This window comes from Thiobacillus sp. SCUT-2 (assembly GCF_035621355.1).
Lineage (GTDB): Bacteria > Pseudomonadota > Gammaproteobacteria > Burkholderiales > Thiobacillaceae > Thiobacillus > Thiobacillus sedimenti.
In genome coordinates this window covers 2,393,027-2,417,631 of record NZ_CP141769.1, presented here as the reverse complement: position 1 = coordinate 2,417,631, position 24,605 = coordinate 2,393,027, and the positions used below count along the sequence as shown (strand labels likewise).

The 24,605-nt window shown below is 67.4% G+C and carries 27 protein-coding genes and 1 tRNA gene; 19 read left to right on the top strand and 9 right to left on the bottom strand.

Annotation, left to right across the window (positions count from 1 at the left end):
• Nucleotides 1–7: 7 nt before the first annotated feature.
• The 15 genes from VA613_RS12080 (at nt 8) to VA613_RS12010 (ending at nt 13,740) form a co-directional block, all read left to right on the top strand.
• Nucleotides 8–1,513: a GGDEF domain-containing protein gene (locus VA613_RS12080; protein ID WP_324779265.1), complete on the top strand. Its 1,506-nt coding sequence runs from the start codon at nt 8–10 to the stop codon at nt 1,511–1,513.
• A gap of 32 nt (nt 1,514–1,545) precedes the next feature.
• Nucleotides 1,546–2,574, top strand: coding sequence for a Holliday junction branch migration DNA helicase RuvB (ruvB, locus tag VA613_RS12075; RefSeq protein WP_324779264.1), 1,029 nt, complete (start codon nt 1,546–1,548; stop codon nt 2,572–2,574).
• Nucleotides 2,574–2,975 carry a tol-pal system-associated acyl-CoA thioesterase gene (ybgC, locus tag VA613_RS12070; RefSeq protein WP_324779263.1) on the top strand — a complete coding sequence of 134 codons (402 nt, stop codon included), beginning with the start codon at nt 2,574–2,576 and terminating at the stop codon, nt 2,973–2,975. The genes ruvB and ybgC overlap by 1 nt, the downstream gene beginning before the upstream one ends.
• Nucleotides 2,972–3,667: a protein TolQ gene (gene tolQ, locus VA613_RS12065; protein WP_324779262.1), complete on the top strand. Its 696-nt coding sequence runs from the start codon at nt 2,972–2,974 to the stop codon at nt 3,665–3,667. The genes ybgC and tolQ overlap by 4 nt, the downstream gene beginning before the upstream one ends.
• Nucleotides 3,668–3,670: 3 nt before the next feature.
• Entirely contained in the window at nt 3,671–4,081 is a 411-nt protein-coding gene (gene tolR / locus VA613_RS12060) for a protein TolR (RefSeq protein ID WP_324779261.1), read from the top strand.
• A complete protein-coding gene (gene tolA, locus VA613_RS12055; protein WP_324779260.1) occupies nt 4,078–4,935 on the top strand; it encodes a cell envelope integrity protein TolA in 858 nt (285 codons plus the stop codon). The genes tolR and tolA overlap by 4 nt, the downstream gene beginning before the upstream one ends.
• A gap of 105 nt (nt 4,936–5,040) precedes the next feature.
• Nucleotides 5,041–6,315 carry a Tol-Pal system beta propeller repeat protein TolB gene (tolB, locus tag VA613_RS12050; protein ID WP_324779259.1) on the top strand — a complete coding sequence of 425 codons (1,275 nt, stop codon included), beginning with the start codon at nt 5,041–5,043 and terminating at the stop codon, nt 6,313–6,315.
• An 89-nt stretch (nt 6,316–6,404) separates the two neighbouring features.
• Nucleotides 6,405–6,947: a peptidoglycan-associated lipoprotein Pal gene (pal, locus tag VA613_RS12045; protein ID WP_324779258.1), complete on the top strand. Its 543-nt coding sequence runs from the start codon at nt 6,405–6,407 to the stop codon at nt 6,945–6,947.
• Nucleotides 6,944–7,753: a tol-pal system protein YbgF gene (gene ybgF, locus VA613_RS12040; protein ID WP_324779257.1), complete on the top strand. Its 810-nt coding sequence runs from the start codon at nt 6,944–6,946 to the stop codon at nt 7,751–7,753. The genes pal and ybgF overlap by 4 nt, the downstream gene beginning before the upstream one ends.
• Before the next feature lie 23 nt (nt 7,754–7,776).
• On the top strand, nt 7,777–8,472 hold the full coding sequence (gene queE / locus VA613_RS12035; RefSeq protein ID WP_324781247.1) for a 7-carboxy-7-deazaguanine synthase QueE: 696 nt from the start codon (nt 7,777–7,779) through the stop codon (nt 8,470–8,472).
• Entirely contained in the window at nt 8,469–9,149 is a 681-nt protein-coding gene (queC, locus tag VA613_RS12030; RefSeq protein WP_324779256.1) for a 7-cyano-7-deazaguanine synthase QueC, read from the top strand. Before queE ends, queC begins: the two co-directional genes overlap by 4 nt.
• Nucleotides 9,150–9,331: 182 nt before the next feature.
• On the top strand, nt 9,332–10,513 hold the full coding sequence (locus VA613_RS12025) for a YeeE/YedE family protein (RefSeq protein WP_324779255.1): 1,182 nt from the start codon (nt 9,332–9,334) through the stop codon (nt 10,511–10,513).
• Nucleotides 10,514–10,653: 140 nt separating this feature from the next.
• Nucleotides 10,654–10,729 (top strand) — tRNA-Lys (locus VA613_RS12020).
• A gap of 389 nt (nt 10,730–11,118) precedes the next feature.
• The gene (locus tag VA613_RS12015; protein ID WP_324779254.1) at nt 11,119–11,577 is read left to right on the top strand and encodes a pilin; all 459 of its coding nucleotides are present in this window, start codon (nt 11,119–11,121) and stop codon (nt 11,575–11,577) included.
• Between the two features lie 183 nt (nt 11,578–11,760).
• A complete protein-coding gene (locus VA613_RS12010; RefSeq protein ID WP_324779253.1) occupies nt 11,761–13,740 on the top strand; it encodes an O-antigen ligase family protein in 1,980 nt (659 codons plus the stop codon).
• Nucleotides 13,741–13,795: 55 nt separating this feature from the next.
• Here the strand turns inward: VA613_RS12010 and recX are convergent, their stop codons facing one another.
• Entirely contained in the window at nt 13,796–14,251 is a 456-nt protein-coding gene (gene recX, locus VA613_RS12005; protein ID WP_324779252.1) for a recombination regulator RecX, read from the bottom strand.
• Nucleotides 14,229–15,284: a recombinase RecA gene (gene recA / locus VA613_RS12000; protein WP_407702845.1), complete on the bottom strand. Its 1,056-nt coding sequence runs from the start codon at nt 15,282–15,284 to the stop codon at nt 14,229–14,231. Before recA ends, recX begins: the two co-directional genes overlap by 23 nt.
• 194 nt (nt 15,285–15,478) lie before the next feature.
• Between recA and VA613_RS11995 the strand changes: the two genes are divergently transcribed.
• Complete coding sequence (locus VA613_RS11995; protein WP_324779251.1) at nt 15,479–16,375, top strand: helix-turn-helix transcriptional regulator; 897 nt, start codon at nt 15,479–15,481, stop codon at nt 16,373–16,375.
• 96 nt (nt 16,376–16,471) lie between these two features.
• On the opposite strand, the gene VA613_RS11990 is transcribed toward VA613_RS11995, so the two are convergent.
• The 7 genes from VA613_RS11990 to VA613_RS11960 all read right to left on the bottom strand — a co-directional run bounded on the left by VA613_RS11990 (nt 16,472) and on the right by VA613_RS11960 (nt 21,211).
• Nucleotides 16,472–16,969 (bottom strand): CinA family protein, encoded by a 498-nt coding sequence (locus VA613_RS11990; RefSeq protein ID WP_324779250.1) that lies wholly within the window; start codon nt 16,967–16,969, stop codon nt 16,472–16,474.
• Nucleotides 16,957–17,487, bottom strand: a complete 531-nt coding sequence (locus VA613_RS11985; protein WP_324779249.1) for a phosphatidylglycerophosphatase A family protein — start codon at nt 17,485–17,487, stop codon at nt 16,957–16,959. Before VA613_RS11985 ends, VA613_RS11990 begins: the two co-directional genes overlap by 13 nt.
• Nucleotides 17,468–18,421, bottom strand: a complete 954-nt coding sequence (thiL, locus tag VA613_RS11980) for a thiamine-phosphate kinase (RefSeq protein WP_324779248.1) — start codon at nt 18,419–18,421, stop codon at nt 17,468–17,470. Before thiL ends, VA613_RS11985 begins: the two co-directional genes overlap by 20 nt.
• Nucleotides 18,422–18,468: 47 nt before the next feature.
• A complete protein-coding gene (nusB, locus tag VA613_RS11975; protein ID WP_324779247.1) occupies nt 18,469–18,921 on the bottom strand; it encodes a transcription antitermination factor NusB in 453 nt (150 codons plus the stop codon).
• A 106-nt stretch (nt 18,922–19,027) separates the two neighbouring features.
• Complete coding sequence (ribH, locus tag VA613_RS11970; protein ID WP_324779246.1) at nt 19,028–19,498, bottom strand: 6,7-dimethyl-8-ribityllumazine synthase; 471 nt, start codon at nt 19,496–19,498, stop codon at nt 19,028–19,030.
• A gap of 21 nt (nt 19,499–19,519) precedes the next feature.
• Nucleotides 19,520–20,605, bottom strand: a complete 1,086-nt coding sequence (gene ribBA / locus VA613_RS11965) for a bifunctional 3,4-dihydroxy-2-butanone-4-phosphate synthase/GTP cyclohydrolase II (RefSeq protein ID WP_324779245.1) — start codon at nt 20,603–20,605, stop codon at nt 19,520–19,522.
• Nucleotides 20,606–21,211 (bottom strand): riboflavin synthase, encoded by a 606-nt coding sequence (locus VA613_RS11960; protein ID WP_324779244.1) that lies wholly within the window; start codon nt 21,209–21,211, stop codon nt 20,606–20,608. It abuts the gene before it with no gap.
• Between the two features lie 262 nt (nt 21,212–21,473).
• Between VA613_RS11960 and VA613_RS11955 the strand changes: the two genes are divergently transcribed.
• Genes VA613_RS11955 through ubiU form a run of 3 tightly spaced genes read left to right on the top strand, consistent with a single transcriptional unit; the run spans nt 21,474 to nt 24,602 of the window.
• Nucleotides 21,474–22,664, top strand: coding sequence for an NAD(P)H-dependent flavin oxidoreductase (locus tag VA613_RS11955; RefSeq protein ID WP_324779243.1), 1,191 nt, complete (start codon nt 21,474–21,476; stop codon nt 22,662–22,664).
• A 5-nt stretch (nt 22,665–22,669) separates the two neighbouring features.
• Nucleotides 22,670–23,611 carry a TIGR01212 family radical SAM protein gene (locus VA613_RS11950; protein ID WP_324779242.1) on the top strand — a complete coding sequence of 314 codons (942 nt, stop codon included), beginning with the start codon at nt 22,670–22,672 and terminating at the stop codon, nt 23,609–23,611.
• Nucleotides 23,601–24,602, top strand: coding sequence for a ubiquinone anaerobic biosynthesis protein UbiU (ubiU, locus tag VA613_RS11945; RefSeq protein ID WP_324779241.1), 1,002 nt, complete (start codon nt 23,601–23,603; stop codon nt 24,600–24,602). The genes VA613_RS11950 and ubiU overlap by 11 nt, the downstream gene beginning before the upstream one ends.
• Nucleotides 24,603–24,605 lie beyond the last annotated feature (3 nt).

The following is a 24,605-nucleotide window of genomic DNA, read 5'->3' as shown; positions in this document are numbered from 1 at the left end:
CCGCTTCATGCCGCTTCCCGCGCAAACCGTCCGGCCATCGGCCTCCCTGCAGCGCCACCTGATGGGGTTGCTGCTGGGCGTCGTCGGCATCTTCGGCGCGGGGATCGGCCTGAGCCTGTGGTTCAGCCTCGAGTCCACGCGCGAAGAACAGCAACGCCTGATCGGCTACGAAGCCGAGCAGGCGCGCGGCAATCTGGTGCGCCGGCTGGGTGACTACCGTACCCTGCTCGACAACGCGGCACGCGATCGCGAACTGGCCGACGTGCTGGCCTTCGGCACGCCCGAGGCGCAGCAGGCGTGGGTGCGTGCCCGCCAGCGCCTGCTGCCGGAGATACTCGGCCTGGCGCTCGTCGATGCGCACGGCGAAGTGGTGGGCGACGCCGCGTCGTTCCGGATCGGCCCGGCCTGCCAGCGCGACCTGCGCCGGCCCGGCGCGCTGACGGACGGAAGGCTGCTGGTGCATCGCCAGCAGGCCGGCGCGGAGCATGTCGATTTCGTGGCCGCCGTCCATGACGTCCGGGGCATGCTCCTGGGCGGGATCTTCCTGAGCGTGCGCCTCGACCCGCTGCAGCGCGCGATCGACGGTTCGATCCTGCCGGAACACGCCATCGCCCTGCTCGATGCCGAGGGCAGGCCGATCGTCGGCCACGGGCTGCAGCGCGGCGCGATGCGCGAGGTCCGCCTGCCGGTGGCGGACACCGGCTGGACGCTCGTCGTGCAGAGCCCCGTGCAATGGCTCACGCGCAGCGGCGGGCGCCAGGTCGTGGCCGGACTGCTGACGCTGGGTGCGGTGCTGGCGGTGCTGGTGATCGGGATCGTGCAATTGCGCCGCACGATGGTGCGCGACATCGTGTCGACCCTCGATGCCCTGAAGGCACTGGCGCGCAACGAGCCCGTGCCGACGATCATGCCCCACTACGTCGAATTCGAGCAGGTGGCGGAGGACATCAACCTCACCGCGCGGCATCTGCAGGAGCAGCGCGCGCGGCTGGAGCGGCTGAGCCTGACCGATCCCCTCACCGCGCTGCCCAACCGGCGCGCCTTCGAGACCCGCTTCCCGCAGGCGCAGGGGATGGCGGAGCGGCAGCATCGGGTTGCGCTGGTCATGCTCGACATCGATCACTTCAAGGGCGTCAACGATCGCTTCGGACATGCGGTCGGCGACCAGGTGCTGCTCGCGCTCGCGCAGGCACTGAAGGACCTGACGCGGCGCGCGGATCTCGCGGCGCGCCTTGCCGGCGACGAGTTCGTCGTGCTGCTGACCGATCTCGACGCGGCCGGGCTGGACGCCTGGTACCAGCGCCTGAGCGATCGCTTCCGCAGCGAACTCAACGCCTTCGGCCTCGATCTGCAGACCGGCCTCAGCGCGGGGCAGACCTGGCTCGGCCCCGCGTCGCGCGACTCGATCGACGACGCGCTGATGCGCGCCGACCACGCGCTGTACCAGGCCAAGGAGCGGGGGCGCGGCCGCATGGTGCAGTACGTCGAACCCGGCAGCGACGGCGCGGGTTAGAATGGCCCGGACAGTCCTCCGGCACCACCCCCATGATCGAAACCGACCGTCTCATCGCTCCGGCCGCGGCCAGCCCGCAGGAAGAACAGATCGAGCGCGCGCTGCGCCCGCGCACGCTGGCCGAATACGTCGGCCAGCAGAAGGCGCGCGAGCAGCTTGAAATCTTCATTCACGCCGCGAGAAAACGCAGCGAAGCGCTCGACCACGTGCTCCTGTTCGGCCCGCCGGGCCTCGGCAAGACGACGCTCGCGCACATCATCGCGCGCGAGATGGGGGTGAACCTCAGGCAGACGTCGGGACCGGTGCTCGAGCGCGCGGGCGACCTCGCCGCGCTCCTGACCAACCTCGAGCCGCACGACGTGCTGTTCATCGACGAGATCCACCGCCTGTCGCCGGTCGTCGAGGAGGTGCTGTATCCGGCGCTCGAGGACTTCCAGATCGACATCATGATCGGCGAGGGGCCGGCGGCGCGCTCGGTCAAGCTCGACCTGCCGCCGTTCACGCTGGTCGGCGCGACGACGCGCGCCGGCATGCTCACCAATCCGCTGCGCGACCGCTTCGGCATCGTGGCGCGGCTGGAGTTCTATTCGCCGGAGGAACTCGGCTACATCGTGCACCGCTCGGCCGGCCTGCTGCAGATGAACCTCGACGCGGCCGGCGCGCTCGAAATCGCGCGCCGCTCGCGCGGCACGCCGCGCATCGCCAACCGCCTGCTGCGGCGGGTGCGCGATTACGCCGAGGTGAAGGCGGAAGGACAGGCCACCGGTGCGGTGGCGGATGCGGCCCTGGTGATGCTCGACGTCGACCGGGCCGGACTCGACGTGATGGACCGCAAGCTGCTGTCGGCGGTGGTCGAGAAGTTCATGGGCGGCCCGGTCGGGCTCGACAACCTCGCCGCCGCGATCGGCGAGGAGCGCGACACCATCGAGGACGTGCTCGAGCCCTACCTGATCCAGCAGGGCTACCTGCAGCGCACGCCGCGCGGCCGCATCGCCACGCCGCTTGCCTATCGCCATCTCGGCCTCGCGGCTCCGAACGAACCCAACGCGGACCTGTTCTGATGGCCTTCGTCTGGCCGGTGCGGGTGTACTGGGAAGACACCGACGCCGGCGGCGTCGTCTACTACGCCAACTACCTCAAGTTCATGGAGCGCGCGCGCAGCGAATGGCTGCGCGTTCACGGCTTCGAGCAGGACGTGCTGCGCGACGACGCGGGCGTCGTCTTCGTGGTGCGGCGGGTGGAGATCGACTACCTGTCGCCGGCGCGCTTCAACGAGCAGCTCGACGTGTCGGTCCGCCTGCACGAAATGGGGCGCGCCAGCCTGAGCGTGAAGCAGGAACTTATGCGCGGCGCCGACCGTCTGGCACAGGCCGTGGTGACGCTCGCCTGTGTCGATGCGGCGCGTTTCAAACCCGTTAAAATACCCGAGCCCATTCTTCAAGCATTGGCCCCCGCAACGTGAAACCCGAACTCGGTCAAGACCTCTCGCTGTTCCATCTCGTCCTCAACGCCTCGCTCCCGGTCCAGATCGTCATGGCGCTGCTGCTCGGCGCGTCGCTGATGTCGTGGTGGTTCATCTTCATCAAGATGTTCGCGATCAAGCGCGCGGTCCGCGTGACCGACAGCTTCGAGCGCGAATTCTGGGGCGGCGGCGACATGAACGCCATCTATCAGCGCGTGGCCGGCCAGCGCGAAGGCGCGGGCGAGATCGAACGCATCTTCGAGGCCGGCTTCCGCGAGTTCCTGAAGCTGCGGCCGCAGGCGGGGCAGTCGCTGAACGCCATCATCGACGGTACGCGCCGCGCGATGCGCGCGAGCTACCAGCGCGAGCTCGACGGCCTCGAGTCGCATCTGGCCTTTCTGGCGACGGTCGGCTCGGTCTCGCCCTACGTCGGCCTGTTCGGCACGGTGTGGGGCATCATGATCGCCTTCATGGGGTTGTCGAGCGTGGCGCAGGCGACGCTCGCGCAGGTCGCGCCCGGCATCGCGGAGGCGCTGATTGCCACCGCGATGGGCCTGTTCGCGGCGATTCCCGCCGTCGTCGGCTACAACCGCTACACGCACGACATCGACCGCCTCGCCAACCGCATGGAAAGCTTCATGGAGGAGTTCTCCAACATCCTGCAGCGCCAGGTGACGGCCAAGGCGGATTGACCGATGGCGCGGACCCGCAAGCAGATGGCCCAGATCAACGTCGTTCCGATGATCGACGTCATGCTGGTGCTGCTGGTGATCTTCATGGTGACCGCGCCCTTCATCAACCCGGCGCAGGTCGACCTGCCGAGCGTCGGCAAGACCTCGCAGACGCCCGAGCGGCCGCTCGAAGTGGTGATCAAGGCGTCCGGCGAGTACCGGCTGCGCAATCGCGCCGCCGGCGGCGACGAACGCGTGGTGGACAAATCCGAGCTGGCGGATGAATTCGCCGCGCTGCACCGCGACGCGCCCGAGCAGCCCGTGGTCATCGCCGCCGACAAGAGCGTCCGCTACGAGGAAGTGATGCACACGATGACGCTGCTGCAGCAGGCGCAGATCACCCGGATCGGCCTGCTCGCCCGTCCGGCGCCATGAATTTCGCCGCCGACGCACCGCTCGGCGCCCGCCCCGCCCCCAGACTGCTCGCCGCGGCGCTGGCGCTCGGCGTGCACCTGTTGTTCGTCCTGCTGCTGGTGTTCGGCGTTTCGTGGCAGACCGAGCAGCCCGCCGCGGTCAGCGTCGACCTGTGGAACACGCTGCCGGATGCGCCGGCCTCCCGCCCCCAGCCGGTGAAGCCTCCCGCACCGCAGAAGCCGGCCCCGGCGCCGAAGCCGGTGGAAAAGGCCGCGCCGCCGCCGCGGCCGGTCGAGAAGGAGCCGCCGCCGCCCAAGGCGCCCGACATCGCGCTCGAAAAGAGGAAGGCCGAGGCGGAGCGCCTGAAGAAGCAGCAGGCCCAGCGCGAAGCCGAGGACAAGGCGCGCGCCGAGGCCGTCAAGGCGGCGCGCGAGAAGGAACTGGCGGAACAGAAGCGGCTCGCGCTGATGCGCCAGATGGAGGTCGAGGAGATGAAGCAGCAGGTCGCGGCGGAGACGGCGGCCAACGACGCGCGCCTCGCCAGGCTCGCCGAAGCGCGGGCAGCCAGCCAGCGCCAGGCGGCGGCGGCCAGCGTGATCGGCCAGTATCGCGACCTGATCAGCGCGAAGGTCCGCGGCAATACCCGTCTGCCCGACAACCTCAAGGGCAACCCGCAGGTGCGCTGCGCCGTGAAGCTGCTGCCGACGGGCGAGGTGCTGAGCGTCCGGGTGACGCAGTCCAGCGGCAACCCGGCCTACGACGACGCGGTGGTGCGTGCGATCGAAAAGTCGTCGCCGTTGCCGCTGCCGGGCGATCGCGATGCGCGCGCCGCGTTCGTTCCGGAACTTTCCTTCGTTCATCGCCCCAAAGAGTGATCCGCGCGAAGCCGGAGGAGGGGGCCGTGCATCCCGGCCCCGCGGCGCGCTATGTTAGACTCGCCCGTCAAGAAAGCGTTTGAATTCATGCCCGTGCCTGCATCCATGCTGCGAGCCGTCCTGCTGCTCCCCCTGCTCTGCCTTGCGCTCCTGAGCGCGCCGTTTTCTGCGCGCGCGGCGATGGAAATCCAGGTGATCGGCGGGGCGGCCAGCCGGATTGCCGTCGCGCTGGTGCCGTTCCAGGCGTCTGCCGGGCAGCCGCAGCCCGGGTTGACCGAGATCATCGGCGACGACCTCAACCGCACCGGCCAGTTCAGGCTGGTGGACGTCGCGGGTGCGCCCCAGCCGGTCGCGCCGCCGCAGATCGACTACGGCGTCTGGCGCGGCAAGGGCGCCGACGCCATGGTGGTGGGGCAGGTCACAGCGCTGCCGGGCGGGCGGCTCGAAGTCCGCTTCTACCTGATGGACGTGCTCAAGCAGACCCGCCTCGAGGGCTACAGCTACACCATCACGCCGGGCCAGTGGCGTGCCACGGCGCACCAGATCGCCGACCTGATCTACCAGAAGCTGACCGGCATTCCCGGCGCGTTCAGCACCCGCATCGCCTACGTGCAGAAGCAGGGCGGCCGCTACGAGCTGCGGGTGGCCGACGCGGACGGGCAGAATCCGCGCACGGTGATGCGCTCGCGCGAATCGGTGATCTCGCCGGCATTCTCGCCCGACGGCACGCGCATCGCCTACGTGTCGTTCGAGGACAGGAAGCCGGTCGTCTACGTGCAGTCGCTGCAGACCGGACAGCGTCGCAAGCTCGCCGCGTTCAAGGGCTCCAACTCGGCACCGGCCTGGACGCCGGACGGCCAGCGGCTGGCCGTGGTGCTGACCCGCGACGGCGCCTCGCAGATCTATCTCATCAACGCGGACGGCGGCGGACTGACCCGCCTCACGCGCAGCAGCGACATCGATACCGAGCCGGTCTTCTCCCCCGACGGCAAGAGCCTCTATTTCACGTCGGACCGCGGCGGCAGCCCCCAGATCTACCGCATGCCGGCAAACGGCGGCGAGGCGAAGCGCGTGACCTTCGGCGGCAGTTACAATGTGTCCCCCGCGCTCAGCCGGGATGGGCGCTATCTTGCGTACATCGCGCGCGACGAGGGACGCTTCCACGTGGTACTGCAGGAACTGGCCTCGGGGCAGACGCGGGTGCTGACCGACACCGACCGCGACGAGTCGCCGAGCTTCGCCCCCAACGGCCAGGCCGTGCTGTATGCGACGGTGCAGGGCGGACACGGTATCCTCGGCACCGCGAGCCTCGATGGCAGGACCCATGCGCGACTTTCGGAATCCGGTGTCGACGCGCGCGAGCCGGCGTGGGGGCCGTGACAGGCATTTGTCAGCAGAAACCGGGCAGGCTTGCCCGCCCGTTGAACCTGGTTTTTATTCGTTTAATTCACTACCAAGGAGAGAAATCGATGAACAAGATTCTGTTGCCCGCGCTGCTCGCGCTGGCCCTGTCCGCGTGCGGCACCACCGGCGGCACCAAGGCGACCGTCGAGGACCATAGCGGCGGCGCGGCCGCGACGACCGGCCAGGCCGGCGCCGAGACCACGGGCGTGGGCGCCGGCGGCGTCGCCGGCAACGCCATGAGCGATCCGCGCAAGGATCCGGCGAGCCCCCTGGCCAAGCGCAGCGTCTATTTCGACTTCGACAGCTACGTGGTGAAGAACGAGTACCGTCCGATGCTCGAGGCGCATGCCGGCTTCCTGAAGTCGAAGCCCGAGCTGCACGTGACCCTGCAGGGCAACACCGACGAACGCGGCAGCCGCGAATACAACCTCGCGCTGGGCCAGAAGCGTGCCGAGGCGGTGCGCAAGACGATGTCCGTGCTGGGCGTGAGCGATGGCCAGATGGAAGCGGTCAGCTTCGGCGAGGAGAAGCCGCGCAATGACGGCCACACCGAAGCCGCCTACGCCGAGAACCGCCGCACCGACATCGTCTACAGCGACGAGAAATGAAATCGATCCGGCCGTACGGCCTGCTCGCGGCGTCCCTGCTTGCGCTGGCCCAGCCGGCGCAGGCAGCGCTGTTCGGCAACGACGAGGAACTGACCCGCCGCCAGCAGGCGCTGCAGCAGCGGGTCGACGCGCTCGACGTGCGCCTCGGCAAGCTGGACGCGGCGATGCAGCAGAACCAGCCGATGCTGGACCTGCTGAAGGAGATGGAGGCGCTGAAGGCCGAAGTGGCCCGCCTGCGCGGCCAGCTCGAAGTGCAGGCGAACCAGCTCGACACGCTGGGCAAGCGGCAGAACGACCTCTACGCCGATCTCGACCAGCGTCTCACCGAGCTCGCCAAGGCCGGCAAGCCGGCGGCCGACGCCGCACAGCCGGACGCCGGCGCCCAGGCTGAATCGCCGCCCGCCGCGGCAGCGAAGCCCAAAGCCGACCCGGTGGCCGAGACGCGCAGCTACGAGGCGGCGCTCGCGCTCTTCCGCGACGCCAAGTACCAGCCGGCGATTGCCGGCTTCCAGGATTTCCTCAAGGCCTATCCGGGCAGCACGTTGGCCGCCAACGCGCAGTACTGGATCGGCTACGGCTATTACGCGCTGAAGGACTACAAGACCTCGCTCGCCCAGCAGCAGAAGCTGGTGGCGGCCTACCCCGACAGTCCCAAGGTGCCCGACGCCAAACTCAATATCGCCAGCAGCCAGATCGCGCTGAACGAACTGGACGCTGCACGCAAGACGCTCAAGGAGCTGGTGGCGAAGCACCCCGGCACCGAGGCGGCCAAGCTGGCCGCGCGCCGGCTCGCTGCACTGAAGTAACGCCGGTGTCCGAGTCGTCGACCATGCTCCGCCCGCAGGCGGCCGCGAGCGGAAGCCCCGGTGACGTCGGCGCAAATGCGCCTACGCTGCGGCTCACCGAGGTGTTCCTCTCGCTCCAGGGCGAGACCAGCCGCGCCGGCCTGCCGACCGTGTTCGTCCGCCTTGCCGGCTGCCCGCTCCGCTGCCGCTGGTGCGACACGACCTACAGCTTCCAGGGCGGCGAGACCGTCACCCTGTCGGCGTTGCTGGCACGCGTGGCCGAATACGGCGTGCCGACCGTGTGCGTCACCGGCGGCGAGCCGCTCGCGCAGAAGAACTGCCTGCCGCTCCTGGCCGCGCTGTGCGATGCCGGCTATTCGGTATCGCTCGAGACCAGCGGCGCGCTCGACGTCAGCCAGGTCGACCCGCGCGTGTCGCGCATCGTCGACGTCAAGCCGCCCGAGTCGGGCGAGGCGGCGCGCAACCGCTGGGAGAATCTCGCGCATCTCACGCCGCACGACGAGATCAAGTTCGTGCTCGCCAACCGCGCCGACTACGAATGGGCGCGCGAGGTCCTGCGTGCGCAGCATCTCGATCGCATCAGTCCGGTGCTATTCTCGCCGGTGCAGGGCGAGCTGCCGCCGGTGCAGCTCGCCGAGTGGATCCTCGCCGACCGCCTGCCGGTGCGGATGCAGGTGCAGCTGCACAAGATCCTGTGGGGCAACGCGAAGGGACGATGAGCGCGCGTGCCGTCGTCCTCCTGTCGGGCGGGCTCGACTCCGCCACGGTTCTGGCGATCGCGCGCGGGCAGGGTTATGCCTGCCACGCGCTGAGCCTCGACTACGGCCAGCGCCATACCGCCGAGCTTGACGCCGCCGCCCGCGTCGCACGGGCGCTCGGCGCGGCCGAGCACCGCGTGGTGCGGCTGGGGCTCGGCGACTTCGGCGGCTCGGCGCTGACCGACGCCTCGATCGCCGTTCCGGAGCGCCCGACGAGCGGCATCCCCGTCACCTATGTGCCCGCGCGCAACACCGTGATGCTCGCGCTGGCGCTCGCCTGGGCCGAGGTGCTCGACGCGCGCGACATCTTCATCGGCGTCAACGCCGTCGATTATTCGGGCTATCCGGACTGCCGCCCCGAGTTCATCGCCGCGTTCGAGCACATGGCCAACCTCGCAACCCGGGCCGGCGTCGAAGGCGCGAAGCTGCGCATCCACGCGCCGCTGCAGCAGCTCTCGAAAGCCGAGATCATCCGCCGCGGCGTCGCGCTCGGCGTCGATTATGCGCAGACCGTGAGTTGCTATCAGGCGGATGACGAGGGGCGGGCCTGCGGTCGTTGCGATGCCTGCCGCCTGCGGCGCGAAGGGTTTCGCGCGGCCGGCGTGCCCGATCCCACGCGCTACGCTGACGCGGGTTGAACACGCGTCGCCGGAGCCGCCTGCACCCGGCGTACCTCCCGCTCGAGCGGCGGTCGGCTCATACCGTGCCGGACTGGTATTTATTATCCAGCCTGAGGCGCGCGCAAACCCTTTAAGATTCCGCTGCTTGTCGGGCTTCGAGGCCGGGCGGCCTTGATCGACACCCACGGAGGAACACACCGATGACCCTGACCTACGAGAATTTTGCGAGCGCGCAATCGTTTTTCCTGTGGTCGACCTTTGGCATCGCCCTGATCATGGGCGCGGTCGTCAACAAGACCAACTTCTGCACCATGGGGGCCGTCTCCGACTGGGTCAACATGGGCGACACCGGCCGCCTGCGCGCCTGGGGGTTCGCGATCGCGGTCGCCGTGCTGGGCGTGATGGGTCTCGAGGCGGCCGGCCTGGTGGACGTCACCAACACCTTCCCGCCCTACCGCCAGACCTCGCTGCCGTGGCTGGAGAGCCTGCTCGGCGGCCTGATGTTCGGCATCGGCATGACGCTCGCCTCGGGATGCGGCAACAAGGCGCTGATCCGGATCGGCGGCGGCAACCTGAAGTCGATCATGGTGTTCGTGATCATCGGCGTGATCGCCTATTTCATGGTCAACCCCTTCCCGGGCAGCGACAAGACGCTTTATTCGACCCTGTTCTATCCCTGGACCCGCCCGGCCGCGCTCTCGCTCGCCACCCACCAGGATCTCGGCTCGCTGCTGTTCGGCGACAAGGCCGCCACCGGCCGCATCGTGTCGGGCGCCGTGGTCGGCGGCCTGCTGCTGGTGTGGGTGTTCAAGTCGGCCGACTTCCGCGGCAGCTTCGACAACATCCTCGGCGGCCTCGTGGTGGGTCTGGCCGTGCTCGCCGCGTGGTACGTGACCAGCAACGTGCGGATCAACGCCGACGGCGAGATGATGTCGCTGCAGGCCTACGTGCAGAACTGGGACTTCTATTCGCCCGCCGATGCCGTGCGTCCGGCCGACGCCGCGCCGCTCTCGCCGCAGTCCTTCACCTTCATCAATCCGATGGGACAGGCGCTGGGCTACGCCGCGGGCAAGTTCAACCATACCCTGCTCACGTTCGGCGTCATGGCGCTGGTCGGCGTGCTCGCCGGCTCGCTGCTGTGGTCGCTGCTGTCGCGCAGCTTCCGCATCGAGTGGTTCGCCTCGTTCCGCGACTTCGTCACCCACCTCGTCGGCGCCGTCCTGATGGGCTTCGGCGGCGTGCTGGGAATGGGATGCACGATCGGGCAGGGCATCACCGGCGTCTCCACGCTGGCCGTGTCGTCCTTCATCGTCCTGGCCTCGATCATCGCCGGCGCCGCACTCACGATGAAGGTGCAGTACTACCTGATGATGCGTTCATGAGGCCGACGCCAGTGGCCGGCCAGCGACGCGTTTCTCATGCAAAAAATGCGCGCGCCACTTTACCCGGATCGAGAGCTTCGGCTATAATCTCGGGCTTTCGCGGGTAGGGCTTCTGCCGTCAGGCAGCGGTTCAAATCCCGGGGTCGGTAGCTCAGCCGGTAGAGCAGCGGACTTTTAATCCGTTGGTCGCGAGTTCGAATCTCGCCCGACCCACCAGTATCCAAGCGGCCTGCAGCGATGCAGGCCGTTTTGCTTTTGGCGGACGCGATGTCTCCGCTCCGCTTCCCGGCAGTCCACGCCGCAAACGCATGCAAGCCGCCGGGCTGCGGGAGGCTGGTGGCGGCTCATGGGGCCGCCCTGGGTGACGAAAATTGTCAGCTGCTGCCGGTTAGGGGCAGGCGGTGCGCGCCCGGATGCGCCGCAAGGGGGCAAGTCCTTCCACCAGCGCGCGATGCCGCAGCGCGCGGGTGCAAGGGCTGGCGCGCGATTCGGGGAGGTTTCCGGGAAAATTGGGAGCCGCCCCTAAAGTTGGCACGGCGACTGCTCGTTAAAGCTCCAGACACGGGAGGCTCGTGTTCATCTTGCCCAACCAAAGGAGATTTGACATGCGTAAAGCTCAACAAGGTTTCACCCTCATCGAACTGATGATCGTCGTGGCGATCATCGGTATTCTGGCGGCGATCGCTATTCCCTCATATCAAAACTATACTCGCAAGGCGCGTTTTTCCGAGGTTGTTCAGGGCGCGTCCGCAGTCAAGCTTGCAGTGGAAACCTGCTTCCAGGATCAGGGAACGCTGGCCAACTGTGGCGCCGGATCCAACGGCGTTCCTGGCCTGACGACTGCCGCTGGTGCGAATCCCACCACCGTTGACACAGGGTCGGGCGTGACGGCGAATAGCGCCGCATCCGTGACTATTACGATGATTGCCAAGTCGAGCGATAGCGTCCTGAACGGTCTGACGTATATTCTGACGGGCACGCCGGGCGCCGCGGGTTCCAACAATGCAATTTCCTGGGGAAAAAGTGGCACCTGTGTGACGGCCACCGGCGGACCGTTTTGCTGATTGTTTTGAGTTCTGTAACAAAGAAGCCGCTCTCGAGCGGCTTTTTTCTTTCTTCGCGATATCCACCTGAGGCGGGTCATTGCGTTAGCGTTTGTCTGGATTCACTCAAGGGTGGGCGTGCATTGAGTCTGGTCGCGCATAATGCCTACATTAAGCCAACGGCCATTTAATTGAGCTTTACTCATGCGCTTGAAACTTCCCACTGATCCGATTTACGTGATCCTGATTGGCGCGACCGTCGCCTCTGGTTTTGTGTTCGTTGGCGCAGCCTTGACGGGGCTGCTATTGCTGATCTGGGTGGCCTTGGTATTGAGGCGGACATTCGCCTGTGGTCGTTGGCCGGTCTACCCCATGAGCGTGTGGATGCTGGTCTATCTGGCTTGGCTGGCGGTTGTTACTGTGTCGAGCGCCGCAGCGAACGTCAGTTGGTTGACGTCCTGGGTGCTAGCCGGGTTGCCGATTGCCTACCTTGCTTGGGGCATAACCCGCAATTCCACGAAGATCTGGAACGCCTTGCGCGTTGTTTTGCTGTTGACTGGCCCGGTGTTTGCGCTGTGGGGGCTTGGGCAGGTAATTTCCGGCTTTGGCAACGGCCAGCCCATCGGACCCTTGGTCGACAAGAATGCCTTTGCGGCGCTGCTGAATCTGTTCTGGTTCATGGGCAGCGCTCACTTCATTGGAAGAGTAAGTGATCGTGGCCCGTATTGGCGCTTGGTTCCGGCGGCACTGGGGTTGCTATTAATCGCGATGACGCTGTTTGCGGCTGAATCGCGCGGCGCAACGCTGACCTGGCTGCTATTGATGCCCATCCTCTTGTGGGCCGGATACCGAAATACGCGGAACAAACCAGCACTCGTTTTTGTGCTGGCGATTGCGCTGACGGGCTATACGGGGGCCGCCACTCTGCTGGGGTTGAACGTGGGGCACCGCACGCTGAACCTCGAGGCGGATGCCTCGGCCAGCGCACGTCTGCACTTATGGAAATCGGCTGCCCTGATTGCGCGTGATCACCCAATCGCCGGAACAGGTTGGGGAACTTTTGCGGCTCAGTATCCTGCGTACCGCGATCCGCGAGAAAACACCACCGCCGGCAGGTATGCGCACAATGATTACATTCAGCTCACGGCAGAGGGAGGCGTCCCTGCTCTAGTCCTGATGCTCGGAATCTTCGCAGGTTTAGTTGTGCAATTGAAACGCAGCGTGGCAACGAAGCCTAATTCACATGCGATGGAGGCTACCGGACTATTGCTGGCGGTGCTGGCCTTGTTCATCCATGCCAGCCTGAATTTCATTTTTTACTTCGCTTTCATGAATGTTCTGGCGGGATTGTTGGCTGCCCGTGCTGTTCAGCTCAGCACCACGACGGAGGTTGTTCATGTAAACACGAATCGGTTGTCTCAGATTGGGCGGGCTACGAAGCTTATGGTAGCCGGTTTCATGGCTCTGCTTTTGGCGGGCCCATTATTGCTTCAGTTGTTGGCTCAGTCCGTCCTGACGGGGGCGCAGCCGGGCCTTGCGCTCATGCGCATGGTTTGGCCAGCAGGCAATGCCTATCAAGTGGCAAAGCTCATTTCTGCTGTTCGTCCAAGCTCGGGGATTGCGCAGGAGGTGATGCTGCAAGCCAGCGAAGCAGCCCTGAAGGACAGCGACGTAATCCGCATGAGTGGCGGGAATTTTCAGAGGGAATTGCTGCGGGAGACGCTTGACCGTTATGAGCTTGTGCGTGCCCAAACGGCCAATAGTCCGGCCTACGGCGTGCGGGAGGCGCGCACGCTGATTCAATATCGGGATTTGCTTGATGCCGGCGTTGCGTTGACGCGTGCGCGCGAAATCCTTATGCAGAATTTGCGTGTGGACCCATTTCATGTCGACAGTATGATCGCACTTTCACGTCTTGATGTGGCCGAGAGGCATTTGCAGCAGGCACAACAACTGCTCGCTGTATCCATGCAGCACGTTCTTAGTCGTCGTGACCAGCAGCTACTTGTAGTTGAATTGCTGCGCCAACGTGCGGCACCTCGGCAAATTCCCGAATTGGATTTGATTGAAAGGAAATTGAGGGCCGTTCGGTCTGATTCTGAAACGGGTAAGCCACTGATTCTTGATGCCAATTTCAGCGAAGGCATCGATATGCGCCTTAAGCGCATTGCCGACACATTGTAAGGAGTAGCGTGGCGCTTGCCCGCGCTGGGTGTTGCAACGCAACTCCGAGGGCGGATCAATCGCAAGCCGTGATGACGCTCCGGATCACATCGGGGCTGAATCCACGACTTTGCAGGAAGCGCATCTGTTTGGCCTTCTCGGAGGCGTCGGCGGCGACGCAGTGAAATTTCTTCAGCCACACTTCGCGCGCCCGCTCGATCTCGCTGTCGCGACTCTCACGCAGCACCGCCTGAATGACCTCATCGGCCACACCGCGCTGGCGCAGGTCGTAGGCGAGCTTGACGCTGCCCGCCTTGGCGCGATGGTCGGCGACCCAGCTTTCGGCGAAACGCCGATCGGACAGCCAGGTCCTGGCTTCGAAATCGTCGAGCAGCGGGGCGATGTCCTCGGCGGCGAATCCCGCCTGCTCGAGCTTGCGGGCGAGTTCCGCGCGGCTGTGCTCGCGCCGCGCCAGCAGGCGCAGCGCGCGCTCGCGCAGTTCGCCGGCCTCAGGCCTCCTCGAAGGCTTCATCCTCGTCCTCGGCCAGCACGGTCGGGTTGTTGACGCCGACCGCGGCGCGGACCTTGGCCTCGATTTCGTGGGCGATTTCCGGATGCTCCTTGAGGAACTCGCGCGCGTTGTCCTTGCCCTGGCCGATCTTCTCGCCCTGGTAGGCGTACCAGGCGCCCGACTTGTCGACCAGCTTGTGGGCGACGCCCAGCTCGATGATCTCGCCCTCGCGCGAGATGCCCTGGCCGTAGAGGATGTCGAAGAAGGCTTCCTTGAACGGCGGCGAGACCTTGTTCTTCACGACCTTGACCTTGGTCTCGTTGCCGATGACCTCGTCGCCCTTCTTGATCGCGCCGACGCGGCGGATGTCGAGGCGCACGGACGCGTAGAACTTGAGCGCGTTGCCGCCGGTGGTGGTCTCGGGGTTGCCGAACATGACGCCGATCTTCATGCGGATCTGGTTGATGAAGATGACGAGCGTGTTGGTGCGCTTGATGTTGGCGGTGAGCTTCCTGAGCGCCTGCGACATCAGGCGCGCCTGCAGGCCGACGTGGGCATCGCCCATCTCGCCTTCGATCTCGGCCTTCGGCGTCAGCGCGGCGACCGAGTCGACGACGACGATGTCGACCGAGCCCGAGCGCACCAGCATGTCGGCGATTTCGAGCGCCTGCTCGCCGGTGTCGGGCTGCGAGATCAGCAGGTTGTCGACGTCGACGCCGAGCTTGGCGGCGTAGGCGGGGTCGAGCGCGTGTTCGGCGTCGATGAAGGCCGCGGTGCCGCCGGTCTTCTGCATCTCGGCGATGACCTGCAGCGTCAGCGTGGTCTTGCCGGACGATTCCGGGCCGTAGATCTCGATCACCCGGCCGCGCGGCAGGCCGCCGATGCCGAGCGCGATGTCGAGGCCGAGCGAGCCGGTCGAGACGGCCTGGATGTCGCGCGCGACGTCGTGGTCGCCGAGGCGCATCACCGAGCCCTTGCCGAACTGCTTCTCGATCTGGCTCAGCGCGGCGGCGAGCGCCTTCGACTTGTCATCTGCCAATGCGGGGGTAGCCATGGTTTCTCTCTCCTGATCAATCGGTTTGCGTGGATGGCAGGCGTCGCGGCGTCTGCATGGCTTGCACTGTAGGTGGTACTTTCCATAATGTCAATAAAAAATATCACCTACATAAAAAATACAAGTTGGCAGATTGTATTCGGGCGGCGGCTCCCTATAATTTCACGCAAACCGGCTCGAGCGGAGCGAGCTCCATGAATACCAAGGAAAAAATGCGGCTGGACGTGAAGTGGGCGACGCGCCAGCGGCTGCAGTACATCGAGATCATGGCCTTCTACGCCGGCGTCGTGACGCGCAGCGACGTCGCGCGCGCCTTCGGCCTGTCGGATCCGGCGGCGACCAAGGACCTCAAGCTCTACGGCGACCTCGCGCCGGGCAACCTCGTCTACCACCACGGCGTGTTCGGCTTCGTGCCCGCCGCGGGCTTCGCGCCGGCGTTCGCCGACCTTTCACCCGCCGCGGTGCTGCCGGTCATCGCCGCCAATCTCGCGGTGGCGAACGGTCCCTATGGTGAGGCCCTCGTCTACGGCCTGCCGACGGCCGCGCTGCCGCTCCCGGCGCGCCTGCCGGGCGCGCAGACCCTGGCGCAGATCACGCGCGCGATCCATGGCCGGCGCAAGCTGCGCGTCGCCTATCGGTCGCTGTCAGGCCGCGACAGCCAGGGCGCGCGCATCCTCGAGCCCCACACGCTGGTCAACACGGGGCTGCGCTGGCACGTGCGCGCCTACGCCGAGGACAGCTGCGACTTCCGCGATTTCGTGCTGTCGCGCGTCATGGCGGCCGAATGCCTGGAGACGCCGGCCGAATCGGGCGAGCAATACGATGACGACTGGGTGGAGACGGTGAGCCTGCGGCTCGCCCCCCACCGCGGGCTCGACGCTGTGAGGCGCGAAAGTTTGCTGCTCGACTATGGCGCGAGCGGGGACGTGGTCGAGATCAGCGTGCGGCGCGCACTGCTCGGCTACGTGCTGCAGCGCCTCGGCGTCGACACGACGGTCGACCACAGCCTGAACCCGAGCGCCTATCAATTGATGCTGTTGAACCGCGACGAGATCGAGCCGTTCGCGGCGTGGGCGTTCAGTGAACGGTAAGCGGTGAGCTGGAAGCGGAAAAATCCTGGCCGCTCACCGCTCACCGCTCACCGCTCACCGCTCACCGCTCACCACTCACCACTCACCACTCACCACTCACGCGACCAATTCGATCAGTCCCCGGAGCGCCGCCGCCACCGCGCGGGAGCGGATCTCCTCGCGATCGCCGTCGAGGCGGCAGGTGGACGACATCACGGTGCCGTCTTCCAGCGCCCAGCCGTAGCAAACCAGGCCGACGGGCTTCTGCGGGGTGCCGCCGCCGGGACCGGCGATGCCGGAGATCGCGAGCGTGGCCTGGGCGCGGCTGTGCGTCAGGGCCCCTGCGGCCATCGCCATCGCGGTCTCTTCCGAGACGGCGCCATGCGTGGCGAGGAGTTCCTCCGGCACGCCGAGCATCTCGACCTTGGCCGCATTGGCATAGGTGATGAAGCCGCGCTCGTACCAGTGCGAGCTGCCGGGGATCGCGGTGACGAGCTGGCCGACCCAGCCGCCGGTGCAGGATTCGGCGGTGGCGAGCATCCAGCCGCGCGCGCGCAGCTTGTCGCCGAGCTCCAACGCGAGTTGATGCAGTTCTTCGTCGCTTACACGAGCCATTGCAGTCCCTTGATGGCGGCGATGGCATAGCCCGCCGCGAGAAGATCGTCGAACATCACGCCGAAGCCGTTCTTCAGCCGGCGATCGGCGAGCCGGATCGGCCATGGCTTCAGGATATCGAACAGGCGGAACAGCGCAAAGGCCGCCGTCGTCCACGCCCAGCCGGCCGGTGTGAACAGGAGCATGAGCGCGAACGCGACGATCTCGTCCCACACGATGCCGCCGTGGTCGGCGACGCCCAGCGCGCGGCCGGCCCGCGCGCAGGCCCAGACGCCGACCAGGAAGGCGGCGACGAGGAGCGTGAGACGGGCGGCGGTGCCGGGGGCGGCGGCCGCGACCAGCCAGTAGAGCGGCAGGCCGAGCAGCGTGCCGACGGTGCCGGGCGCCTTGGGGGCGAGGCCGGTGCCGAAGCCGAACGCGATCAGGTGCGCGGGGTGGGCGAACAGGAATTCGAGGGTGGCCCTCTCCCCATCCCCTCTCCCGCTTGCGGGAGAGGGCTTATTCGTCGAAGTGGTCATAACCGGTCTTGTCGACGGGGAGCGGCTGGCCATCGGGGGCGACGACCGTGAGGCCGGGCCCGCTGGTGATGTGCCCGATGCGCGTCACGGCGACGCCGGCCGTTTCGGCCGCCGCCCGCACCGCGTCGCGTCGCGCGGCGGGCGCGGTGAAGCACAGTTCGTAGTCGTCGCCGCCGGCGAGCACGCACTCGCGCGCCACCGGTTCGTGCAGGTACGCCTGTAGCACGGGCAGCACGGGCAGCGCGGCGAATTCCAGCCGGGCTCCGGCGCTCGAGCGTTCGAGGATGTGGCCGAGGTCTGCCAGGAGGCCGTCGGAAATGTCGATCGCGCTGGTCGCGATGCCGCGCAGCGCAATGCCGAGCGCGATCTGCGGCGCCGGCAGGTAGAGCGCGGGCAGGACCTTGGCGGCGTCGATCTGCTCCATGAAGAGCCGCCCCTGGCGGTAGGCCAGCGCGGCTGCCGCCGAGCCGATCACGCCGGACACCCACACGTCATCGCCTGCCTGCGCACCGTTGCGGCGCAGCGCCTGGCCCGGCGGGATCTCGCCGATCGCGGTGATGGCGATCGTCAGCGGGCCGCGCGTGGTGTCGCCGCCGACCAGCTCGATGCCGTGGAGCTCGGCCATGCGGAAGAAGCCGCGCGCAAACGCCGCCAGCCAGGCGTCGTCGGCCGCCGGCAGCGCGATCGACAGCGTCGCCCAGCGCGGCGTCGCGCCCATCGCGGCAAGGTCGGAGAGATTCACCGCGAGCGCCTTGTGGCCGATGCCGGCGGGGCTGTCCTGGGGCGCGAAGTGGCGTCCTTCGAGCAGCATGTCGGAGGTCACCGCGAGCTGCATGCCCGGCGACGGGGCGAGCAGCGCGCAGTCGTCGCCTACGCCCAGCACGGCGCCGGGCGTGGCGCGCGTGAAGTGGCGGGCGATGAGGTCGAATTCCATGGGGGTGAACGGGGAGCGGTGAGCGGGGAGCGGATTCCGCTCACTGCTTACTGCTCACCGCTCACGCCTTTCTTCTTCGCATGCGCGATCTCGACCGCGCGCACGTCCTGCGCCAGCTTGTCGAGCACGCCGTTGATGTACTTGTGGCCGTCGGTGCCGCCGAATTTCTTGGCGAGTTCGACGCCTTCGTTGATGGCGACACGCCAGGGGACGTCGGGGCAGTGCAGCAGCTCGTAGGCGCCGATGAGCAGGATGCCGCGCTCGATCGGCGACAGCTCGGCGACGGGGCGGTCGAGCAGCGGCGCGAGGCGCGCGCTGAGCAGGTCCTCCTCCTTCAGCACGCCGTAGAGCAGGGCGCGGAAATAATCTTCATCGGCACGGCGGAACTGCTCGTCTTCCTTGAGCGTGGCGGCGATCAAGGTGACGTCGGCGCCGCCGACGAGCCAGGCGTACAGGCCCTGCAGCGTGAACTCGCGCGCGATCTTGCGGGAACCGGCCATCAGGCTTCACCTCTCGAGGAGAGGCCTTGTCCCTCTCTCCCTCGAGGGGAGAGGGCGGGGAGAGGGCGATGCGCGTGCGCGTGATCGGAGTTGGGCGCCATGTTCATCACAGGCGCTTCAGCAGGTTGGCCATTTCGATCGCCGCGCGCGCGGCGTCGCGGCCCTTCTCGGCCATGCGCTTGTGGCCCTGTTCCTCGGTATCGACGGTGAGGATGGCGTTGGCGATCGGCACGCCGGTCTTCAGCTGGACATTCATGATCCCGCGCGCCGACTCGTTCGAGACGACTTCGAAATGGTAGGTGTCGCCGCGGACCACGGCGCCGAGCGCGATGAGCGCATCGTATTTCTCGGACAGCGCCAGTTCCTGCAATGCCAGCGGGTGTTCCAGCGCGCCGGGCACGTTGACCAGCAGCACGTCCTTCCTCGCAACGCCAAGCCGCAGCAACTCGGCCTCGCAGGCCGACAGCAGGCCCTCGCAAATGTCGCGGTTGAAACGGCTCATGACGATGCCGATCTTCATGCCCTTGCCCTGGTAGGCGGGGTCGAGCTCGGAGAAGTTGTCCTTGTTGGTTCCCATCGTGCGTCCTTCTTTAGTGACTCATGCTTTTTCGGAATAACCGGTGACTTCGAGGCCGAAGCCGTCCATGGCCGGCATCTTGCGCGGGCTCGCCAGGAGCTTCATCTTGCCGACGCCGAGGTCGCGCAGGATCTGGGCGCCGATGCCGTAGTCGCGCAGGTCGTACTTGTGGCCGCCCACCGGCGGCGGATTGATGCGGTGCAGCAGCGCCTCGGCGGTTTCCGGGCGGTGCAGCAGCACGATCACGCCGGACTGGGACTCGGCGATGCGCTCCATCGCCCCCATGATCGGCCACGAATGGCCGCCGCCGGTGACGTCGAGGAAGTCCATCACCGACAGCGGTTCGTGCACGCGCACCAGGGTCTCGCGGTCGGCGTGGATCTCGCCCTTGACCAGCGCGAGGTGGGTTTCGCGGGCGCTGGTGTCGCGGTAGGCGATCAGGCGGAAGGCGCCGTACACGGTCTGGATCAGCCGGTCGGCGACGCGCTCGACCAGGCTCTCGGTCTGGCTGCGGTAGTGGATGAGGTCGGCGATCGCGCCGATCTTGAGGCCATGCTCCTGCGCGAACGGGATCAGGTCGGGCAGGCGTGCCATGGTGCCGTCGTCCTTGAGGATCTCGCAGATCACCGCGGCCGGTTCGAGTCCGGCGAGTCCGGCGAGGTCGCAGCCGGCCTCGGTGTGGCCGGCGCGCACCAGCACGCCGCCGGGCTGGGCGCGCAGCGGGAAGATGTGTCCGGGCTGGATGATGTCGGTCGGCCTGGCGTCCTTCTTCACCGCGGCCTGGATGGTGACCGCGCGGTCGGCCGCCGAGATGCCGGTGGTGACGCCTTCGGCGGCCTCGATCGAGACGGTGAACGCGGTGCCGTGCGGCGTCTGGTTGTCGGACACCATCTGCTTCAGGCCGAGCTGGCGGCAGCGCGCGTCGGTCAGCGTGAGGCAGATCAGGCCGCGGCCGTACTTCGCCATGAAGTTGATCGCCTCGGGGGTGACGTGCTCGGCGGCCATCACGAGGTCGCCCTCGTTTTCGCGGTCTTCCTCGTCGACCAGCACGACCATGCGGCCGGCCTTCAGTTCTTCGACGATTTCCAGAGTGGAGGCGAGGCTCATTTAATCTTTGTCCGTTGTATTCGTGAATTGCATCATGCGCTCGACGTAGCGCGCGATCATGTCGACTTCGAGGTTGACGCGGTGGCCTGCCTGCAGGTGCTTCAGGTTCGTCATTTCCAGCGTGTGCGGAATGAGGTTCAGCGCAAAGCGCGTGCCGTCCACCTTGTTTACCGTCAGCGACACGCCGTTCACCGTGATCGATCCCTTGCGGATGATGTGGCGCGCGAGTTCGTGCGGCGCGTCGATCTCCAGCAGATGCGATTCGCCCACGGGGGCGAAGCGGTGCACCGTGCCGACGCCGTCGACGTGGCCCGAGACCAGGTGGCCGCCGAGGCGGTCGGCCAGCCGCAGCGCCTTTTCCAAATTGACCTCGGCGCCCGGCACGAAGCCTGCGGTGACGCGCAGCGTTTCGGCGGAGACGTCGACGGTGAAGCTGTCCGGTGCGAGTGCGACGGCGGTGAGGCAGACGCCGTTGACGGCGATGCTGTCGCCCAGCGCGACGTCGGAGAAGTCGAGCCCGCCGCCGAGGATGACCATGCGTGCGTCGGCGCCGCGTGCCTCGTATTCGTGGATGCGGCCGATGGATTGGATGATGCCGGTGAACATGCGTGAAGGGCCAGCCAGTCGAGACCCGCCATTGTAGGCGTTTAGGCGGGGCGGGTGAACCACCCGGACGTAAGGGTGGCGGCCGCAACGGCGCATTCCTCGCACGATCCGCGGGCGCACCGAACGCGGTTACGGCAGCGCCACGGCGTTCCGTTCGTCGCGACTCCGGTGCGCGGAGTCGTTGGACAAACCGCGTACGAGTAATTTAGGATAAGCGAATCGTCATATAGCCATACCGCTCGCGCGGGTTCGAGTCCACGCCATGTCGCTCCCTTCGCTGCCAAGCTTCTCGATCCGGGGAAGGCGCCTGCTGCCCATCGTCCAGGGCGGCATGGGCGTGGGCGTGTCGGCGCATCGCCTGGCGGGTGCGGTCGCGCGGACCGGCGCGATGGGCACGATCGCGAGCATCGACCTCAGGCATCACCATGCCGACCTGTCGGAGACGGCAGCGCCGAGCCGCGACAGGGACGAACTCAACCGCCGCAATCTGATCGCGCTCGACCGCGAGGTGCGTGCCGCGCTCGCGCTCGCAGGCGGCAACGGCCTCGTCGCGGTCAACGTGATGAAGGCGGTGGAAGCGCATCCGGCCTACGTCAGGCAGGCATGCGCATCGGGTGCGCAGGCGATCGTGATGGGGGCCGGCTTGCCGCTCGACCTGCCCGAGCTTGCCGACGGCCATCCGGACGTGGCGCTCATCCCGATTCTCTCGGATGCCCGCGGCGTCGCTGTCGTGCTCAAGAAGTGGGCACGCAAGGGCCGGCTACCGGATGCCATCGTCATCGAGCACCCGCGCTACGCCGGCGGCCATCTCGGCGCGCCGAACCCTGCCGATCTCGGCAATGCGAAATTCGATTTCGCCGAGGTCATCCCGGCCGTGTCCAAGGCGTTCGCGGAGATGGGCATCGCGCCCGGGCAGATTCCCCTGATCGTCGGCGGCGGCATCAACAGTCACGAGAAGCTGTTCGCGGCGCTGGCGATGGGCGCGAGCGCGGTGCAGGTCGGCACGCCGTTCGCCGTGACGGCGGAGGGCGACGCCCATCCCAACTTCAAGCGCGTGCTGCTCGATGCGAAGCCGGAGGACATCGTCACGTTCATGAGCGTCGCGGGACTCCCTGCGCGCGCGGTGAAGACGCCGTGGCTCGCCAACTACCTGAAGCGCGAGGCGAAGCTGCAGGGCTGCGCCAAGGCCGATCCCGGCCGCTGCGCGATCGGCCTGCACTGCCTGGCGCAATGCGGCCTGCGCGACGGCCTCGAGAAGGCCGGGCAGTTCTGCATCGACGCCCAGCTGGTCGCGGCCCTGAAGGGCGACGTCGCCAAGGGCCTATTCTTCCGCGGCTCCGAGTCCTTGCCGTTCGGGCGCGAGATGCGCACGGTGCGCGAACTCATCGAGCATCTGCTCACCGGCGTCAGGCCCGAACACGCGGCGCCGGAACTCGAGGCCTCGGCGGCGTGAACGCGATGAGCGACCGCATCCACACCTTCGGCCACGCCATGCTGGCGCGCTACGGGGAGCGGGTGCACAAGATCGCGCTCGACGCCGGCTTCACCTGCCCCAACCGCGACGGCAGCAAGGGGATCGGCGGCTGCACCTTCTGCAACAACAAGTCCTTCGCCCCCGGCGCGCGCGATCCGGCCCCGCTCGCGGCCCAGTTCGACCGGGCACGCGGGCGCATCGCGCGCGGCACCGGCGCGCGCCGCTTCATCGCCTATTTCCAGGCGTACACCAACACGTATGCGCACGTCGACGAACTGCGCGCGCTGTACGACACGGCGCTCGCCGCCCCCGACGTCATCGGCCTGTCGATCGGCACGCGCCCCGACTGCGTGCCGCCGCCGGTGCTCGACCTGCTCGCGGAATACCGCGACCGCGGGCACGAGGTGTGGCTCGAGCTCGGGCTGCAGTCGGCGTTCGACGACACGCTGGCGCGCGTCAACCGCGGCCACGGCTTCGCCGAGTACGAGGCGGCGACGCGCGCGGCGCGTGCGCGCGGCATTCCGGTCTGCTGCCACCTGATCGTCGGCCTGCCGGGCGAGACCGAGGGGCACAGCCACGCCAGCCTCGACCGCGTGCTCGAGGTCGGGGTGGACGGACTCAAGCTGCATCCGCTCCACGTGGTGAAGCACACGCGGCTCGCGATCGACTGGAAGTACGGCGACTACGTGCCGCTCGCCGAAACGGAATACGTGCGCATCGCCGCCGACCTCATCGAACGCACGCCGTGGGAGGTCGTCTACCACCGCGTCACCGGCACCGCCGCGCCGGACATCCTGCTGGCGCCCGCGTGGTGCGCGAAGAAGTGGGACGTGCTGAACGGCATCAACCGCGAACTCGAACGGCGCGGCACGCGGCAGGGCGCGCGGGCGGGCCGGACCTGGAAGGAGGAGAGCCATGCCGCTTGATCTGGTGTGCCCGGCGGGCAGCCTGGTGTCGCTGAAGGCCGCGATCGACCACGGCGCCGACGCCGTCTACATGGGCTTCCGCGACAACACCAACGCGCGGGCCTTCCCCGGCCTCAACTTCGACGAGGCCCAGGCGGCCGAAGGGCTGCGCTACGCGCACGACCGCGGCCGCCGCGTGCTACTCGCGCTCAACACCTATCCGCAGCCCGACACCTGGACCCGCTGGACCGGCGCGATCGACCGCGCGGCGAAGCTCGGCATGGACGCGGTGATCCTCGCCGACGCGGGTCTCATGCGCTACGCGGTGAAGCACCATCCGCAGCTGCGCCTGCATCTCTCCGTCCAGGGCTCGGCGACGAGCTACGAGGCGGTGAACTTCTACCGCGAGCACTTCGGCATCCAGCGCGCGGTGCTGCCGCGCGTGCTGTCGCTGCCGCAGGTGGAGAACGTGGTGAAGCACACCGACGTCGAGATCGAGCTGTTCGGCTTCGGCGGCCTGTGCGTGATGGTCGAGGGACGCTGCCTGCTGTCGTCGTACTGCACCGGCGAGTCGCCGAATTCGGCGGGCGTGTGCTCGCCGGCGAAGGCGGTGCAGTGGAAGGAGACGCCGGACGGCCTCGAGTCGCGGCTGAACGGCGTGCTGCTCGACCGCTACGGCCGCGACGAGAAGGCCGGCTATCCGACGCTGTGCAAGGGCCGCTTCGCGGTCGGCGGCGAGACCTACTACGCGATCGAGGAGCCGACCAGCCTCAACACCCTCGACCTGCTGCCGGAGATGCTGAAGATGGGTATCTCCGCGATCAAGATCGAGGGACGCCAGCGCAGCCCGGCCTACGTGACGCAGGTGACGAAGGTGTGGCGCGCCGCCATCGACGCGGCGAAACGGAATCCGGAAGGCTTCCGCCCGACGCCAGCCTGGCAGGCCGAGCTCGGCAAGCTGTCGGAAGGACAGACGCACACGCTCGGCGCCTATCATCGGCCCTGGAAGTGAGGA